A 17257-nucleotide genomic window follows, 5' to 3' on the forward strand; every position below is an offset into this window, starting at 1 on the left:
TTCGTGGTAGATCCCCGTGGCTTCCATGCCCACCGCCGCTTCCGGGGCGTGAGCCTGTCTCCAGGCCAGCAGTTGTTCCCAACCCGCGGCGGTGTTGCCGAGCTTGCCCCGGGTGCGGTACTTGCCCTGCCCCAACGGCAGGGCGATGTCGAAGGTGGCCTTGGCCACGTCGATGCCTATCACCTGCATGTCTCTGTCTCCTGCTGTCGAACCGGATCCAGTGACCGCCTGGCTTGCCCTTGTTCGTGCTGGCTCTCGCAAAAGCGGGCCGAAGATACCGTTCAAGCTCCAGGGCGGAAAAGGGTTCCGATGTGCCGGATCTACGGTGCGAGCTCGAAGGCTCAAGTGCGGAGACGGCATCATCGGAACCTCCCGGATCACTCCGGGGAAGTCTGCCTGATCGGGGCTGGCTTCAAGACACAAGGTGCGGGGCTTGCCCCGCACGGAGCGTTCCCGGCGAGGCCTCGTGCCGGGCAAGCCCGGCCCTACATCATGTTTGCCGATGTCTTGAGGGCCTTCCCGAAGGCTGAATGCGCGGCCGGTCATGAACCGTACCGATACCGGTTTCCGCCCCTTGCCGGAACCTTTTTTCAGGCGTAGGGTCAATCGTCCGGGCGGCAACGTCGTCGCCCGGACAGCAGGAGGACCGGGCCGGTGCAGCAATGGCGCGAACCAGTACCAAGCAACTTCCGGGGCATGGCCCGGAAGCGGGGCGGGGGGTCGGTCATGCGTGGCCAGGTTTCTCCGATCCAGCAACGCCCCGTGCCGCAAGGCCGGGGCGTTCTTGTTTCCGCATGAAGGAGGTCACCATGTTCGAAGAGCAGCCGCAGAATGAAATCGATGCACTGATGAAGGCCAACCCCGAATTCAGGCAGCTCTACCAACAGCACAAGAAGCTGAACAAGAAATGCATGGATGCGGAGCTGGGGGTACTTCCCATCGACGATGCCACGCTGGGAATGATGAAGCGCGAGAAGCTGCTGGCCAAGCAGCGGCTGTTGCGCATGTACGAAAGCCGACCCAACTGAACCTTCCCCACGCAGCACCTTTCCGTCGCGGGCGGTGGTGGCCTCCTCGTCGGTCGCCGCCGCCCGCGTCACCTGCCGGCCGCGGTGCGGGCAGCGACCTTGCCTGACTTTCAGGCACATCCATCGGATAATCGGGCTCCAGCCGCGGTGCGGCGCGATTCCCAGACACATTCGATGGCCATCCATTCCTCCGTACTCGAACTCATCGGGCGCACGCCGATCGTCAAGGCGCAGCGCCTGGACACCGGCGTCTGCGAGCTGTTCTTGAAGCTGGAGAGCGCCAACCCGGGCGGTTCGATCAAGGACCGCATCGGCCTGTCGATGATCGAGGCGGCGGAAAAGCGCGGTGACCTCAAGCCCGGCGCGACGCTGGTCGAAGGTACCGCCGGCAACACCGGCCTGGGCCTGGCGCTGGTGGCGCAGCAGAAGGGCTACAAGCTGGTCCTCGTCGTGCCGGACAAGATGAGCCGGGAAAAGATCTTCAACCTCAAGGCGATGGGGGCCGAAGTGGTGCTGACCCGCTCGGACGTGGCCAAGGGCCACCCCGAGTACTACCAGGACCTGGCCAGGACCATCGCCGAGCAGACCCCCGGCGCCTACTTCATCAACCAGTTCGGCAATCCCGACAACCCGGCCGCGCACGAGTTCGGCACCGGCCCGGAAATCCTCGAACAGATGGAGGGCGAACTGGACGCCATCGTGTTCGGCTGCGGCAGCTCCGGCACCATGACCGGCCTGTCGCGCGCCTTCGCCAAGCTATCGCCGGCTACCGAACTGGTGCTGGCCGACCCGGTGGGGTCGATCCTGGCCGAATACATCAACGACGGCACGCTGAACGAAAAGTCCGGCAGCTGGCTGGTGGAGGGCATCGGCGAGGATTTCCTGCCGTCGATCTCCGATTTCAGCCGGGTCAGGAAGGCCTACGCCATCAGCGATGCGGAAAGTTTCCACACCGCGCGCGAACTGCTGGCAAAGGAAGGCATCCTCGGCGGTTCCTCGACCGGCACCCTGCTGGCGGCGGCGCTGAAATACTGCCGCGAGCAGGCCACGCCGAAGAAGGTGCTGGTGCTGGTGCCGGACACCGGCAACAAGTACCTGTCGAAGATGTACAACGACTACTGGATGCTGGACAACGGCTTCATCGAGCGCCCGCAGCATGGCGACCTGCGCGACCTGATCCTGCGCCCGTACAGCCAGCGCGACACCGTGGTGGTCGGCCCCAACGACCTGCTGACCACCGCCTACCAGCGCATGAAGCTGTACGACGTCTCGCAGCTGCCGGTGATGGAGGGTGAGCAGCTGGTCGGCATCATTGACGAGAGCGACGTGCTGCTGCACGTCTACGGCGACGAGGCCCGCTTCCGCGACCCGGTATCGGTGGCGATGGTCAGCAAGCTCGACCGGCTCGACGTGAAGTCGCCGATCGAGGCACTGCTGCCGGTGTTCGACCGCGGCCAGGTCGCCATCATCATGGGCGACGGACACTTCCTCGGCCTTATCACCCGCATCGACCTGCTGAACTACCTACGGCGGCGGGTGCAGTGATGCGACAGGGCCCAATGGCCGGTTCAGGCCAGGCTGGTAGAATCCCACCCCTTTAGCTGGAAGGCACCATGACGGATCAGCATCCACGCGGCCAGGAAGGCGAGCGCAGCTTGTCGCTTGCCACGCTGGCCATCCACGGCGGCCAGTCGCCCGACCCGGGCACTGGCGCGGTGATGCCGCCGATCTACGCGACCTCGACCTACGCCCAGTCCAGCCCCGGCGTGCACCAGGGCTTCGAGTACTCGCGCACCCACAATCCCACACGTTTCGCCTACGAGCGTTGCGTGGCGGCGCTGGAAGGCGGCAGCCGCGGCTTTGCCTTCGCCTCGGGCATGGCCGCCAGCTCCACGGTGATAGAACTGCTTGACGCCGGCAGCCACGTGGTGGCGATGGACGACATCTACGGCGGCAGCTTCCGCCTGTTCGAGCGCGTGCGCCGCCGCACCGCCGGGCTGGATTTCAGCTTCGTCGACCTGACCAACCCGGCCGCGCTCGAGGCCGCGATCACGCCGAAAACCCGGATGGTGTGGATAGAAACCCCCACCAACCCGATGCTGAAGATCGTGGACATTGCTTCGGTTGCCGCCATCGCCAAGCGTCATGGCCTGATCGTGGTGGTCGACAACACCTTCGCCTCGCCGATGCTGCAACGCCCGCTGCAACTGGGTGCGGACATCGTCGTGCACTCGGCCACCAAGTACCTCAATGGCCACTCGGACATGGTCGGCGGCATGGTGGTGGTCGGTGACAATGACGAACTGGCCGAACAGATGGCCTTCCTGCAGAACTCGGTGGGCGGCGTGCAGGGCCCGTTCGACAGCTTCCTCGCCCTGCGTGGTTTGAAGACGCTGCCGTTGCGGATGAAGGCGCACTGCGCCAACGCACTGGCACTGGCGCAATGGCTGGAAACCCACCCGGCCATCGAGAAGGTGATCTACCCCGGCCTGCCCTCGCACCCGCAGCACGCGCTGGCGGCCAAGCAGATGAATGGCTTCGGTGGCATCGTCTCGATCGTGCTCAAGGGCGGTTTCGATGCCGCCAAGCGCTTCTGCGAGCGCACCGAACTGTTCACTTTGGCCGAATCGCTGGGCGGTGTGGAAAGCCTGGTCAACCACCCGGCGGTGATGACCCACGCCTCGATTCCGGTCGAGCGCCGCGCGCAGTTGGGCATCAGTGATTCGCTGGTGCGCTTGAGCGTGGGGGTGGAGGATGGAAGCGATTTGCGGCTGGATGTTGAGTCAGCACTTGCATGAACCAATTGGATGCACAGAGCAGGGCAGCGAGCGAAGCATTAAGGCGGCGGATGACCATCAAGATTTTTTCCCAACTCAACCTGAGTCTGCGACGCCCCGAGTTCTGGGCGTATTCCAGTTGGCTTGACATCGTTACGCGGTATCGGCGGACGAGGCTTGGCCTGGTCTGGCTGCTGGCGCCGGTAGCCGTGTTCATGCTGATCACGGGGCCACTGTATGCGCGGATGTTCAATCGCGATCTGGCCTCGTACATGATCCATCTGGGCATGGGTTATGCCGTCTGGCGCCTGATGGTGATGGTGCTCAACGATTCGGTGAGCGCATTCCGCAGCAACAAGTCGTTCATTCAGGACGGCAATACCCGTTTGACCGACTACACGCTAAAGTCGATCGCCAAGTCATTGTTCTATTTCGCATTCTCGATGATCGGCATGCTGGCCGTAATGATATGGTCGCCAGCCGTATCTGCCCCCGCCATCCTGACCCTGTTCATCAGCATTCCGATAGTGCTGATCAACCTGTTCTGGGTTGGCTACAGCCTGAGTATTCTGGGCGCACGCCTGCCGGATCTTGGCGAGGTGCTCAACACCATATTGATGGTCGGTTTCCTGTTTACTCCGATCATCTGGGAGGGAAATCGCTATCCTGCGGACAGCCTGGGGGGCGTGGTCGTCAGGCTCAATCCAGCTTTCCATATGCTGGAAATCGTCCGCGAGCCATTGTTCGGGCGGATGCCGCCGCAATCCTCGATTGCATATGTGGCACTGCTGACCTTGTCAGGCTGGCTGCTCGCCATCTTCCTCTGCCGACGGTATTCGCGTTATGTCCCCATCTGGATCTGATGAAGTGGCAACTCCCGTATCCATCGAGGTCCGCAACCTGTCGTTGGTGGTTCCCTATTACGCACAGCCGGACAAAATAGCTTCCTCCTGGTTCTCCACGCTGATCGGTGCCGCGACTTCTGTGCCGCGGCGGCGTTTCGCAACCTTGCTGGACGATGTGAGCTTCACCATCAGGGAAGGCGAGCGCGTTGCGCTGGTGGGGCGCAACGGTGCAGGCAAGAGCACCCTGCTACGCGTGTTGGCGGGTGCGTTCGAACCGACTGGCGGGACCGTGAACATAGATGGTACCCGGCAGGCACTTCTCAGCATCGGTTTGGGTTTCAACCCCGAGGCGACCATCATGGAGAACATCTTCTTGCGTGCTACCGCAATGGGGGTGCCCTCCCAGGAAATTCGTCACATGGTAGAGCCGGTGCTGGAGTTCTCCGGGTTGCGAGAAGTCGCTAACCGGCGTCTGCTCACGCTTTCCAGCGGGCAGCGCATGCGACTCGGGTTCGGCATCTCCACTGCGGTTCATACCGACATCATGTTGCTGGACGAATGGTTCGGGGCTGGTGACGCAAAATTCGTAAGGCGTGCGCGGCAGCGCATGACGGACCGGGTGAATGGAAGCAAGATAGTGGTGGTCGCCAGTCACAACGATTCACTGCTTCGGAAGCTCTGCAACCGTGCATTGCTGGTCGATGATGGAAAAATTGTGTCCGATGGCAGTGTGGCGGACGTGATGGCCGAGTATCGCCGTCTGCACCCGATCATCGAGACGCCCGAGGACGCAGCACGCCGGCGTGCCGCCCGGAAAGCCAAGCTCAAGGCGGCCGAGAAGCTGGTCGCCAAGGCCAAGGCCAGGGAGCTGGCAAAAAAAGAGGCAAAGGCGACTGCCATGGCGGAAAAGAAGAAGGCGAAAGCGTCGGCTCTGACTACTGAAACCGAAGTTGCAGGGCAGGAGATGGTTGCAACAAATGGCAATGCGGATGCGCGAGCCAGCGTTGGGTCGCATGAATCACATGGCGAACTCCAAGGCAAGAACAATCCTTCCGCCACTTGAGCCGCGATATGCGCATCCTGCTTATCGCCTATGAGTTTCCGCCCAGTCCATCACCGCAGTCCTTGCGTTGGACCTACCTGTGCCGTGAACTGGCGCGGATGGGGCATGAAGTCCATGTGCTGACGGCTGAGCTGGGTTGGGAAACCGCTGGATTGCCTGAGTTGCCGGGGCAGGTTCGAGTACACCGCGTGTTCGGAGGACCGATCACCGGTGTGGTAGCCATGCTGGCACGACGCCATGCGGGCAAGGTGGCGAAAGCTGCCCGGAATCGACCGGCTGCAATGGATATCGTGGTGGGAATGGCAGTGCCACCGGTGGATGGCGCCGTGGTGAAGCCGGTGATGGCCCTGCGCGAGTCACGGCTGAACTGGAAGGGAAGGCTGGTAGAGAAACTGAGGAAGATCGCAACGCAGGCAATATTCCCGGATGCGCGTGGCGAATGGTATTTCCCTGCACGGCGCGCTTCGATGAGCCTGCTTGGGGATATACGTCCGGACATCATCGTGAGTTCGCATGAACCGGCAACGACGCTGGAGTTGGCAATCAACCTGAAACGGCGCTACCGGGATATTCCCTGGATTGCCGACCTTGGCGATCCTGTGCTTGCCGATTACACGCCAAGGCGCTGGCGGCGCCGGGCGTTGCGGCTCGAACGCCGGGTCATGGAATTGGCCGATGGCGTTACCGTCACCGCACCGGGGACGCGTGATTTGCTCCTGGAACGGCATGGCGCGGCAGGACTGGCACCAAACAGGGTGCAGATACTGACGCAGGGTTTCGAGGATGATGCGCCGCCGCCGATTTCTTCCGCCGCGGGGTTCTTCGATACCTTGCGGCTCGAGCTTCTCTATACCGGTTCGTTCTATCAGTTCCGGCGTCCGGATGTGTTGCTGGATGCGGTCGCGCAGACGCCTGGGGTCAGGCTGAACATTGCGTCGTCGAATATTCCGGAGTGGCTCAGGCCCAGGCTGGAGGCGCAACCGGAACGATTCCGGATGCTCGGCTTCCTGCCGCACCGCAATGCCGTGGCTTTGCAGCGGCAGGCGGATGTATTGGTCAATATCGCCAATGACAATCCATGCCAGGTGCCGGGCAAGATCTATGAATATCTTGGGTCAGGGCGCCCGATCATCCATGTCGGCAATGTCGTGGAGTCGGATGTCTCGGCGGCTCTAATCCGGGGGCGACGGAGGGGATGGGTATGTGGCAATGATCGGGAGGCGATGGCTGGGCTTCTTGAGGCGCTGGCCGAGCGAAAGCGGGCTGGAAGGCTCGATTCAATCGATCTGGATCTGGACGACCGGGTTGTCGCGGAATTTGGCTGGAGCCAGGTGGCCCGTCATATGGCCGCGATGATGGAACGCCTGGTGGCAACGGGCGAACGGGCCCCGCCGGAACAAGGGCAAGGGTGCTGAGCGAATGGATCGATCGAATACACAGATTCTCGGTAGGCAACTGGCGGAGGCTCGCCGGGACGTGCAGCGGCTGGAGTCTACGCTTGCCAATGAGAAGGGAGCATGTGCGGCCCTGCTCCAAGAGCGTGATGCAATGCTCAGGAGTCGTTCCTGGCGGCTGACGGCTCCACTGCGCTGGCTGGTAGCCAAATTGCAGCGTGGCTCGGCCGGACCGGCTGTGCATGCTCCGGTAGCGACCGCGGTGGCGGGCGATGAAGGCATGGCAGCCAAATGCGGGCTGTTGGGCCTACCGGCGGGTTTGCGCCGACCGCAACTGGACGATCTGGAAGCGGCCAATGCCACCTGCCGGATGCTCAACTTGTACCCCGGGTTGGAAGGGGTCGTGCAGACCAAGGTATTGCATGCTCTAGATGGTCTCGGATCGGAACCGGGTGATGAATACTTGGGCTGGAGGGATGACGCGCCAGCCATCGGTTTCATCGGCAGTGCCGAGCTACGTACCGAACTGTCCTTCGATGCCAAGGTGGCCATGCTCGATGAGGCGAACTGGCGGACCAGGCTGGTTCCCGGTGCGCTGCGTTTCCTGATTATCGAAACCGTCTGGCATGTCGAGCACCGGAACTGGCGCTATGCATTCACGAGTGAGGGTGATCGCAGCGAGTGCCAGCATCTATTGGATCATTGCAAGGCGGTGGGGCTCCCGGTCATCGTATGGTTCCGGGAAACACCCGGCAACTACCGGCATTTCGCATGGTTGGCCGGCCAGGCCGATCTGGTCTGCGTTGCAGATGCGGAGGTTGCCGCGCAACTCCACAAGGATTTTCCCGAAGCCAGAATCGAGTACCTGCCTCCGGCGATCCAACCGGCGCTGCATAATCCCTTGCGTAGTTGCGGGTTGATGGGGGCTGCCGATGCTTTGCGCACCAACATCGTGTTCGATGGTTGGTGGGATCTGCATAACGGGCTTGCCGAATTGCCCCGTTTGCATGAATTGAAGGCTCATGGCCTGCTCGTTGCCGAGAGCCATTGGGATTTCGGCAAGGTCCGGCTTGCCGATTGCGCCGCTTTCGAAAATTTCACCATTGGGTGTCTCGGGTGGCAGGAAAAACTGGTCATGAACCGCCTGCAGGGGGCGGAAGTCTTCGCCGCGGCTCCGCTTGCGGGTGGCTGGCGCAGTGAGCTGGGAATGGCTCGTGCTGCTGCTAGTGGCGCGATGGTTCTGCGTCTGGATGGGAACGAACCGTGGTTGCCGGAGTTGAGGCTGCCTGACGACACCCATGGGGAAGGGCCATTGGCGGGACTGTTGAAGTTCATGGCCGATCCGTTGCTGCATGCGCGCCGGGGCCACTTGGCATGGCGCAGGCTGATGTCGGCCCACACCATTGCCCATCGGCTCCAATACATGGCCGATAAGCTTTCGATAAAAGTGGATTTCATTCCCTCCTGCCCACGCATCGCCTGCCTGCTGGTGACCATGCGCCCCGATCGGTTGGAGGAATGCATTCGGCGTTTCCGCAGTGACCTGTACCCGAATAAGGAATTGGTGATCGTCATTCATGGCGACGACGTGGATATCGACAGATACCGAATCTTGGTGCATGAAGGCGAGCCTATCCGCTTCTTCCGGGCCGGCAAGAGCCTCAGCCTTGGCGCGTGCCTGAATTTTGCCGTCAGCCAGACCGATGCCCCCTACTGGACCAAAGTGGATGACGATGATCTATATGGAGCCAATTACCTGAGCGACGTCATGCTGTACCAGCAAACGGGGCAATTCGACGTTTTCGGCAAGCCCCCGATGTTCAATTATCTGGAAAGCCGTGACGAACTGTTGTGGGATGCGGAGTGGGCAAGGCATGCCAACCTCGTCCATGAGGCCACCAAGGCACGCTCGGCCTTGGTGGCGGGCGGAACCTTGGGGGGACACCGTCGTGTACTGGAAGCGATTCCATTCTCGGAGCGTCGTCGCGGAGGATCCGACTCCGATTTCATCAGGCATTGCTACGAAGCGGGGTTGAATGTGTTGTCCATGGATGGATTCAACTTCGTACGCTGCCGCAGTGCACAGCCGGGATTCCATACCTGGAGCATCGACGAGCAGGATATCCGACTGAGATCGCGTCGAGTCGGTGGCCTGGTGGACTCTTCCCGAGAGGCATTGTGTTGATGCCTCAAACGTACATGTTGCCTGTGCGGCCCCAGCGCTCCCCGGGCCAGTCGTTGGCGAATAGTCTTCGTTCATCGCATGGCAGGCAATGTCGGATGCGACGGGGAGGATGTTTCATGGGAAACCTTCGTTTCACATGTGGTGGCAGACATTGGCAAACTGCGAAGAATGCCGCGTCCACAAGGAGTCAAGGGTGCCATAATGTCGGATGGCACAGCGATTGCGTCCTGGTGGAGTATTGAGTGTCCCGGCAACTATGCCTCGGCCAGTTGATGATGGAGTCGAGAATGCGTACTTGCGCGGGTCGAGTGCTTCCAGCGGTCTCTCGGATCACAGACAAGGCATCCGCCGACCACCAGCCGTGGATGCCGCATGATGTTGAGTGGATTGCTGCTCGTGCGTCTCCTTGGGCCTTTGCGGAGAGTCGATGCCCGAGGCAGGCTCTATTGGAATGAGAGTGATACATGGGCGGGTAATCGACGCTTGTAATGGATTGCCGCCTGTTTTTTTATGGCCTGAAACTGATGAAGAGGGAATGATGGGAAAGACTGTTTATGTCGGAATGAGCGCGGACCTGGTACATCCCGGGCATCTGAACGTGATTCGCAAGGCGGCGGAGCTGGGCGAGGTGACGGTGGGGTTGCTCACGGATCGTGCCATCGCCAGCTACAAGCGGCTTCCCTACATGGCGTATGAACAGCGATGCCAGGTAGTGGAGCAGCTCAAGGGCGTAAGCCGCGTCGTTCCGCAGGAGACGCTTGATTACGTGCCGAACTTGCGTCAATACAAGCCGGATTACGTGGTGCATGGTGACGATTGGCGTGAGGGCGTCCAGCGTCAGGTTCGACAGGACGTCATCAATGCACTGGCCGAGTGGGGCGGGGAACTGGTCGAGGTCAGCTACACCGACGGGATATCTTCCACCCAGCTCAACAAGGCACTGCGCGAAATCGGCACCACCCCGGACATTCGTCGCAACAAATTCCGTCGCCTTCTGGATGCCAAGCCACTGGTGCGGCTGATGGAAGCGCATAACGGCCTCACTGGCCTGATTGTGGAAAACGCCTACTTCGATGGCCCGGAAGGGCGCCGGGAATTCGATGGCATGTGGGGCAGCAGCCTCACCGAGTCCACGGCCAAGGGCAAGCCCGACATCGAAGCGGTGGACGTGACTTCGCGCACCAATACCCTGCACGACATACTCGAGGTCACCACCAAGCCGATCGTCTATGACGCCGATACTGGTGGCAAGGTGGAGCATTTCCAGTTCACCGTACGGACTCTTGAGCGCCTTGGCGTTTCGGTGGCGATCATCGAGGACAAGGTGGGCCTGAAGAAGAACTCGCTGTTCGGTACCGATGTGCCGCAGATGCAGGACTCGATCGAGGGCTTCTGCGAAAAGATCAAGGCGGGCAAGGCCGCACAGGTCACCGACGATTTCATGATCGTTGCCCGTATCGAAAGCCTGATCCTGGATCAGGGCCTGGAGGATGCGATCACGCGGGCGGATGCCTACATCAAGGCCGGCGCCGATGGCATCCTGATCCATAGCCGCAGGAAGACCCCGGACGAGATCTTCGAATTTTGCGATCTGTATGCAAAGTTGGAGCGACGCCCCCCCCTCATCGTGGTTCCTTCCAGTTACAACCAGGTTACCGAGCAGGAGTTGATCGATCGTGGTGTACGGGTGGTGATCTATGCCAACCACCTGTTGCGTGCCGCCTATCCGGCGATGATGGATACCGCGCGCTCGATCCTGGAGCACGGTCGCTCCAAGGAAGTTGATTCCAAGCTTCTGTCCATCAAGGACATCCTTGAACTGATTCCGGGGACCAAGTGATGTTGCAGCCGGAGAAGACCTTCGAGCAGATCCGCGCTCAGGGCGTGCGCTTGTTCACCGGGGTGCCGGATTCGCTGTTGGCCGATTTCTGCGCATATGTCACCGACCATGCGCCGGACAGCGATCACGTGATCGCTGCCAACGAAGGCAATGCCATCGCGCTGGCGGCGGGACACTATCTCGGCACTGCCGAGCCGGCTCTGGTTTACATGCAGAATTCCGGGCTGGGCAATGCGGTCAATCCGCTGCTGTCGCTCGCCGACGCAGAGGTGTACAGCATTCCGATGCTGATGCTCATCGGTTGGCGTGGCGAGCCCGGCGTCAAGGACGAGCCGCAGCACGTCAAGCAGGGACGCGTGATGACGGCGATGCTCGATGCCATGGAGGTGCCGTGGTTCGAGCTTGACGCAAGCATGGATGACGCAGGGGACGTGATAGCCAAGGCGTGCGGCCTGATGCGGGAACGCAAGATCCCGGTGGCGCTTCTGGTGCGGAAGGGGACATTCGCCAAGTACAAGCTGAAGAAGGATCAGATGACCGACTTCCCGATGAACCGGGAAGGAGCGGTGAAGTGCATCGTCGACCTGCTTGGCAGCGAAGACGTCGTCATCTCGACTACAGGCAAAACCTCCCGGGAGCTTTATGAATACCGGGCGTCGCGAGGCGAGGGGCAGGGCAACGATTTCCTCACGGTCGGTGCCATGGGGCACACGGCCTCTATCGCGTTGGGAATGGCCAGGGTGCAGCCGGGACGCCGGGTCGTGTGCATGGACGGCGATGGGTCGGTACTGATGCACATGGGTTCCCTGGCGATCATCGGCCAGTCAGGCCTGTCGAACTTCGTGCATGTCGTTATCAACAATGGCGCGCATGATTCCGTCGGTGGCCAGCCCACCGCGGGCTTCGACATCGACTTGGTGGGGATTGCCAGGGCCTGCGGATACAAGCAGGCGCTTTCGGTGTCCACGCGCGAGGATGTCGCTTCGGCACTGGCAGAGCTTTCGCATGCCCAGCAAGGACCGGTGCTGCTCGAGGTCCGGGTGAACAAGGGCGCGCGCGATGACTTGGGCCGCCCGAAGTCGAGTCCGGTCGAGAATCGCGATGCTCTGATGAAGCAGATCGGCTTGTGATCGTTGCGGTGGCGGCCAAGCCGCCACTTCTTCCTTGAAGCCGAACCATGGAAATACAGGTGTGATCGTGACGAATTGGACGTATTTCAACCCAGTGCGGGTGATTGCCTCCGCGGGAAGCTCCGCGCGATTGGCCGAGCATTCCGGCTTCCGGCGGATGGTATTGGTGACCAGTCCAGGTTTTTCCCGGCGAGGTGTCGTCGATCGCATCCGTGCTTCGTTGGGCGACCGTCTGGTGGCGGTACTCGATGACGTCAAGCCGAATCCCGATGTCCGCGATGTGGACGCACAGGCGCATGTGCTGCGCGGGATGGAGCCGGATTGCATCGTGGCGCTGGGCGGGGGCAGCAGCATGGACACCGCCAAAGGGGTGGCGCGCCTGCTTACCCAGCCGGCGGGGACAACTTTGGCCGGGCATTTCCGCGAGGGCATCGCCATGCCCTCGCCGGTGAAGGCACTGCCGGTAGTCGCCATCCCCACGACCGCCGGGACAGGCGCCGAGGTGACCCCGTTCGGTACGATCTGGGATTTCGAACTGGGCAAGAAGTATTCGGTGACCGGCGTCGATCTCTATCCGGCCATCGCAATCCTGGATCCCGAACTGACTCTGGAACTACCCGAGGAGGTGACCATATCCTCGGGCCTGGATGCCGTGTCGCATGCCCTAGAGTCCACCTGGAACCACAATGCCAATCCCATTACCCTGGGACTAGCGGCGAAATCGTTGCAACTGTCGCTGCCCGCGCTGCTCCGCCTGAAGGGGAACTCCCGCGACATCGAAGCCCGTGGCCTGATGATGCAGGCCAGCCTGCTGGCGGGCATGGCGATCAGCCAGACGCGCACGGCGCTGGCACATTCGATCTCGTACCCATTGACTACGAAGTTCAACCTTCCGCATGGGGTCGCATGCAGTTTCACCTTGCCGGTGCTGATGAGGTTCAACGCCGGGGCCGACGATGGAAGGCTCCATGACCTTGCGCGTGCGGTTGGGCATGCGGATGTCGATGAGTTCGTGGGCCGGTTGGGCGAACTCTTTGGGGAACTGCAGGTCGCGGAACTGTTCCGCAAGTATGTACCCGATAGCGGGGATGCGATGGCCCTCGTTGGTGAGATGATCACGCCGGGAAGGGCCGACAACAATATCAGGAGCGTTTCCACCGGTGAGGTGGCGGAGTTGCTCGCGGCAGCGTTGGAGCAGGTGGAAACTGACTACGGGTTGCAGGTTCGGCAGGGTGCCGCTTCTCCGATTTGATGCCTGGCTTCCGGTCCTGCCGTCTTTTTGTGAATTGGATAACATCTCGTCATGCGCATAGGTTTTCTCGTCTGGAACCAGTTCCAAGTCGCCCATTCCGTCGAAATCGCCAGGCATTTCGACGAGCCGGATTTCATCTTCATCGACCGCAGTCCCGAGGCGTTAAGGGATTTTGATCCTGCTTGGCTTGTTCCTTACGGTGCGTATTGCCGGTTCCTGTCGGAACTTGACCTGCACTCTCTGGATGGCCAGTACGATGCCATCGTCAGCCAGTTCCGCCCGCCGCTGAAGCAACCCTGGAAACTCACGAAGCTGGTCATGCAGCAATACTCGCTGGCCAAGCCTAAGACCGCATACAACGCCCGCTGGTTCACCGCGGAACGGGGCCTTGTATACGGCGCCTACAGTGAGTCCCTGATCGGACAGATGTGCCAAGTCTCCCAGACCGGCAACCCCCGTTTCGATCCATATTTCGAACATCGGCTCAACCCGGACCGGCTGGACTTGGTGCGGAGCCGCCTTGATCCAGAAAAGAAGACCTTGGTCTACCTGCCTACATGGGGGGACTTGAGCACTTCGGATGCGTTTGCGACGGCACTTGGCGGGTTCAGCGACGAGTTCAATGTCATTGTTCGTCCGCACCACCTGAGCTCGATCAGGGACAAGGAAGATGGCGCGCGTTCGTCGGGGCTCATCTATGCCGATTCCTTTCCCCCGATGCTTGATCTGGGCCTCCATCTGCAGGAGGTCGCCGACGTCGTTGTTTCGGACATGTCCGGCGCGATATTCGATGCGCTCTATTGCCGCAAGCCTGTCGTGCTGGTTGGCGACGAGGATGCCGACTTCGCCGGGCACAGGAAAGCGGACGATTCGGCGCTCGAGATATCACAGCGGCATCGCATCGGTCCCTATATGACGGACAAGGGAGATCTCAGGCGTGTTGTGGATGAACTGGTCGAGCACCACCCCTACCATGATGTGAACGAAGCGCTCGTGGAAGAGTGCTTCGTGCAGCGCGGCGGATGTGGCGCACTGGCGGCGGCAGCCATCCGTGAGACAGTTGAGGTCGAACCTCGGCGTCCCTTGCTGCAAACCTATGCTGCGCCCGATTTTTCGGCTCTGCTGCTGTCCCGCTCAGTTGCCGCTGCAAAGCAGCGCAGGAGCAAGAGCAGGAAAAACAGATTGTCGGAGAATGGGCAGGATGCCGTCGCAAAGACAGGGATTGCAGCGGGTCAAGTTCCCATGACTGCATGGTCCATGCGCACGACACAGGGAGAAAGGGGGGGGCAGGCCGCCAGAAAGGCCGGCGCCGAACCTGTGACGATGAAGGCGCTGGTAAAGAGTGGGCGCTTCTTCGAAGCAGGACTCAAGCTCGAGGAGTGGAGCAGGCGTCCCCAGGAGGCGCGTGCGCAGAACCTACTTCAGGCTCATAGAACCACATCGTCGATCAGATTCAGTCGTACTGCCTGGAGGGACATTCTGGCCAGGTTGTTCCACGGCGCGTATTCGCCATCCACGGCGGATGGCCGGGCGCTGCTTCAGAGGCTCGGCATGCTCAGGAGCGCCGAAGCACTGTACCTGCAGGAACAACAGGTGGAACCGCAGGAGCTCATCGAGCGCGTGCAGATGCTCGGGTCGCTTTCCGGTGTCATCGACCTGGCCGCACGCAACGAGGTCGCATGTGCCGATGAGCAAATGTGCATTACTCCGCGGGGAGAAGTCGTGGAACTGGCCGGCCGTGAGGGAAACCGGGCGGTCGAGCTCTATCTGCTGTCGAGCCTGTCGCTTCAACTCAATGACGAGGAGCAGCGCGCCTACCGTTCATCGCAGCTGAGGTTCGCGCAACATCTGGTCGAAGGGCTTCTGGCTGCGGGGTACAGCGTCTATCCGCGTCTGCAGGCCGGCGTCGATGGTGCCACCCCGGTTTCCGCGCTACGGCCTGCATTTACCTGGCATACGCTGGACTCAGGCCGGCGTGGGCAGTTCCACCTCAAGATCGGAACGCTGTTCGGCTATTTCATCGTCGACTCAAAGGGCTATAGCGGCTGGAGCTCGGTTGCTGGCAGGCCGTTGCCGGAACTCGTTGCGGAGGTCGACCAGACTGAGGCCGACGCGCATTGGCGACAATTGAATGGAGAACTGGTCGCGGGCGGGAAGTCGAAGTACGCGCAGGCGGAAGAGGAGCTTCCCGCGGAATTGGGTGAGTACATCTTCCTGCCGATGCAGGTTGCCAACGACACCGTCGCGCGCCTGGCCGATATCGATACGCTGTCACTGCTACGCGCGCTCGTGAGCTGGGCCAGCACGAGGGGTTCCACCGTGGTCGTGAAGCGCCACCCGATGTGCCGCAGCGACGAAATCGCCCAGACCATCGAAGAGGCCGAGCTCGCAGGACACATCCGCGTTTCCAATGCGAACATCCACCAGTTGGTGGCTGGTGCTGCCTGCGTGGTGACCGTCAACTCCGGCGTTGGCGCCGAAGCGTTGCTCCAGCTCAAGCCCGTAGTGAGCACCGGACGATCGGATTATGCAGCCGCCACGAGGCGGGTGAGGACGGAAAATGAGCTTTTCACCGTACTCGATAACAAGGATTGGTCGCCCGCCAGCGAGGGCGACATAAAGAAGTTCCTCTGGTTCTACACCAAAAGATATATGGTCCGCTTTGATGATGTCCCGGCCATCGGGGATCGTCTGCGCGAACTGCTTGCCGGGGTGGGCCATGCGGTGCCCGGTGCCGAGCCGGACGGGGGGATGGCCTTGGATCTTCCGGGCATTACGGCCATCCCCTTCACGTCTCCCAGGGAGATGCCTGCCGAAGGCCTGCATGCTGGCGATGATCCATTGCTCGGCGAGCAGTGCGAGCAACTGCTGCGGATGTTCAACGCGGAGGGCGTGCGCTGCTGGATGGACAGCGGCTCGTTGCTTGGCCTGGTGCGTCATGGGCGGCTGAACCACTGGGAAAAGGATATTGATCTCGGGATTTGGATCGACGACTATGAGAAGGCACGGGATATCTGTCGTGAAGTCGCGGAAAGATATTCGCTCTGGTATCGCGAGAAATGGCTGAAGGGGGCACCCTATGCATTCCTGCTGTGCTCGCATCCCGGTGGGAAACGGACGACGCTGCCCCTGTCGGTTCATGTGTTCTACAGGCACGGAGATGCTGCTTGGTCACCACAGAAATATTCGCTGGTTTCCGCCAGGTCGAAATATCCCCGCTACGTCTACAGATCGGTCAACGGCGAAGGTAGGGCAAGCCTCCGGAGGAAACTGGCATTCATCGCCCGCCGTCCCGCCTACAGCCTTTGTATTATTGCGGAGAAACTCAACCTCACCAAACGGATAGGTCAACCGCTGATGAGGATTGAGCAAGGCGATTCCCTGAAGGACCGATTGCTCACGCACCTGTTCGTCGAAATATTCCAGTGGAAGATTCCAGGGCGGTATTTTGACGATCTGCAGCCGATATCCGAGAGTCATCCATACATACTCGCCCCGAGCGACGTTAATGGGTATCTGAGAGCCAGATATGGCGATTGGCAGACGCCCGTGAAGAGCTGGTTCTATCTCGTCGATGATGGTTGCATCTCGTCAATATCGGGCGACGAACTCAACATTCGCTTGGCCGATGCCAGGAGGCAGGTGCCGGTTCCCCTGCCGACGCGAGGGTGAGTTGTCGCCCGGTCTGATGCTGGGCTTTGCGCGCCTGGGGACCTCGGGGAATTGCGAATCCCGCAATTGGA

11 protein-coding genes and 1 pseudogene are annotated in these 17257 nt (G+C 61.1%); 11 read left to right on the top strand and 1 reads right to left on the bottom strand.

Annotated features, from left to right (window positions below):
* The coding region (locus tag ABB34_RS12070; RefSeq protein WP_152979609.1) for an IS110 family transposase at positions 1-189 on the bottom strand (189 nt) is incomplete at its 3' end.
* A gap of 620 nt (positions 190-809) precedes the next feature.
* Here ABB34_RS12070 and ABB34_RS12075 point away from each other — a divergent pair.
* The 11 genes and pseudogenes from ABB34_RS12075 (at position 810) to ABB34_RS12125 (ending at position 17186) form a co-directional block, all read left to right on the top strand.
* Entirely contained in the window at positions 810-1028 is a 219-nt protein-coding gene (locus ABB34_RS12075) for an HP1242/YdcH family protein (RefSeq protein WP_057641610.1), read from the top strand.
* A 174-nt stretch (positions 1029-1202) separates the two neighbouring features.
* On the top strand, positions 1203-2573 hold the full coding sequence (locus ABB34_RS12080; RefSeq protein ID WP_057641582.1) for a pyridoxal-phosphate dependent enzyme: 1371 nt from the start codon (positions 1203-1205) through the stop codon (positions 2571-2573).
* A 68-nt stretch (positions 2574-2641) separates the two neighbouring features.
* Complete coding sequence (locus tag ABB34_RS12085) at positions 2642-3826, top strand: cystathionine gamma-synthase (RefSeq protein ID WP_057641583.1); 1185 nt, start codon at positions 2642-2644, stop codon at positions 3824-3826.
* 50 nt (positions 3827-3876) lie between these two features.
* Positions 3877-4668 carry an ABC transporter permease gene (locus ABB34_RS12090; RefSeq protein ID WP_057641584.1) on the top strand — a complete coding sequence of 264 codons (792 nt, stop codon included), beginning with the start codon at positions 3877-3879 and terminating at the stop codon, positions 4666-4668.
* A 160-nt stretch (positions 4669-4828) separates the two neighbouring features.
* A pseudogene (locus ABB34_RS12095) lies at positions 4829-5713 on the top strand (ABC transporter ATP-binding protein); the annotation flags it as partial.
* An 8-nt stretch (positions 5714-5721) separates the two neighbouring features.
* Positions 5722-7128 (top strand): glycosyltransferase, encoded by a 1407-nt coding sequence (locus ABB34_RS12100; RefSeq protein ID WP_083490184.1) that lies wholly within the window; start codon positions 5722-5724, stop codon positions 7126-7128.
* Between the two features lie 4 nt (positions 7129-7132).
* A complete protein-coding gene (locus tag ABB34_RS12105; RefSeq protein WP_152979610.1) occupies positions 7133-9292 on the top strand; it encodes a glycosyltransferase in 2160 nt (719 codons plus the stop codon).
* Between the two features lie 535 nt (positions 9293-9827).
* Positions 9828-11132, top strand: a complete 1305-nt coding sequence (aepX, locus tag ABB34_RS12110) for a phosphoenolpyruvate mutase (protein WP_211258205.1) — start codon at positions 9828-9830, stop codon at positions 11130-11132.
* Entirely contained in the window at positions 11132-12262 is a 1131-nt protein-coding gene (gene aepY / locus ABB34_RS12115) for a phosphonopyruvate decarboxylase (protein ID WP_057641588.1), read from the top strand. Before aepX ends, aepY begins: the two co-directional genes overlap by 1 nt.
* A gap of 61 nt (positions 12263-12323) precedes the next feature.
* On the top strand, positions 12324-13514 hold the full coding sequence (locus tag ABB34_RS12120) for a phosphonoacetaldehyde reductase (protein WP_161808913.1): 1191 nt from the start codon (positions 12324-12326) through the stop codon (positions 13512-13514).
* A gap of 51 nt (positions 13515-13565) precedes the next feature.
* Positions 13566-17186, top strand: coding sequence for a capsular polysaccharide export protein, LipB/KpsS family (locus ABB34_RS12125; RefSeq protein ID WP_057641590.1), 3621 nt, complete (start codon positions 13566-13568; stop codon positions 17184-17186).
* The last annotated feature ends 71 nt before the right edge of the window (positions 17187-17257 follow it).

This window comes from Stenotrophomonas daejeonensis (genome assembly GCF_001431505.1).
GTDB lineage: Bacteria > Pseudomonadota > Gammaproteobacteria > Xanthomonadales > Xanthomonadaceae > Stenotrophomonas > Stenotrophomonas daejeonensis.

Bases quoted from the DNA above. Each gene is read 5' to 3' on its own strand.
- ABB34_RS12075 (WP_057641610.1), top strand. From the start codon at position 810: ATGTTCGAAGAGCAGCCGCAGAATGAAATCGATGCACTGATGAAGGCC.
- ABB34_RS12080 (WP_057641582.1), top strand. From the start codon at position 1,203: ATGGCCATCCATTCCTCCGTACTCGAACTCATCGGGCGCACGCCGATC.
- ABB34_RS12085 (WP_057641583.1), top strand. From the start codon at position 2,642: ATGACGGATCAGCATCCACGCGGCCAGGAAGGCGAGCGCAGCTTGTCG.
- ABB34_RS12090 (WP_057641584.1), top strand. From the start codon at position 3,877: ATGACCATCAAGATTTTTTCCCAACTCAACCTGAGTCTGCGACGCCCC.
- ABB34_RS12100 (WP_083490184.1), top strand. From the start codon at position 5,722: ATGCGCATCCTGCTTATCGCCTATGAGTTTCCGCCCAGTCCATCACCG.
- ABB34_RS12105 (WP_152979610.1), top strand. From the start codon at position 7,133: ATGGATCGATCGAATACACAGATTCTCGGTAGGCAACTGGCGGAGGCT.
- aepX (WP_211258205.1), top strand. From the start codon at position 9,828: ATGATGGGAAAGACTGTTTATGTCGGAATGAGCGCGGACCTGGTACAT.
- aepY (WP_057641588.1), top strand. From the start codon at position 11,132: ATGTTGCAGCCGGAGAAGACCTTCGAGCAGATCCGCGCTCAGGGCGTG.
- ABB34_RS12125 (WP_057641590.1), top strand. From the start codon at position 13,566: ATGCGCATAGGTTTTCTCGTCTGGAACCAGTTCCAAGTCGCCCATTCC.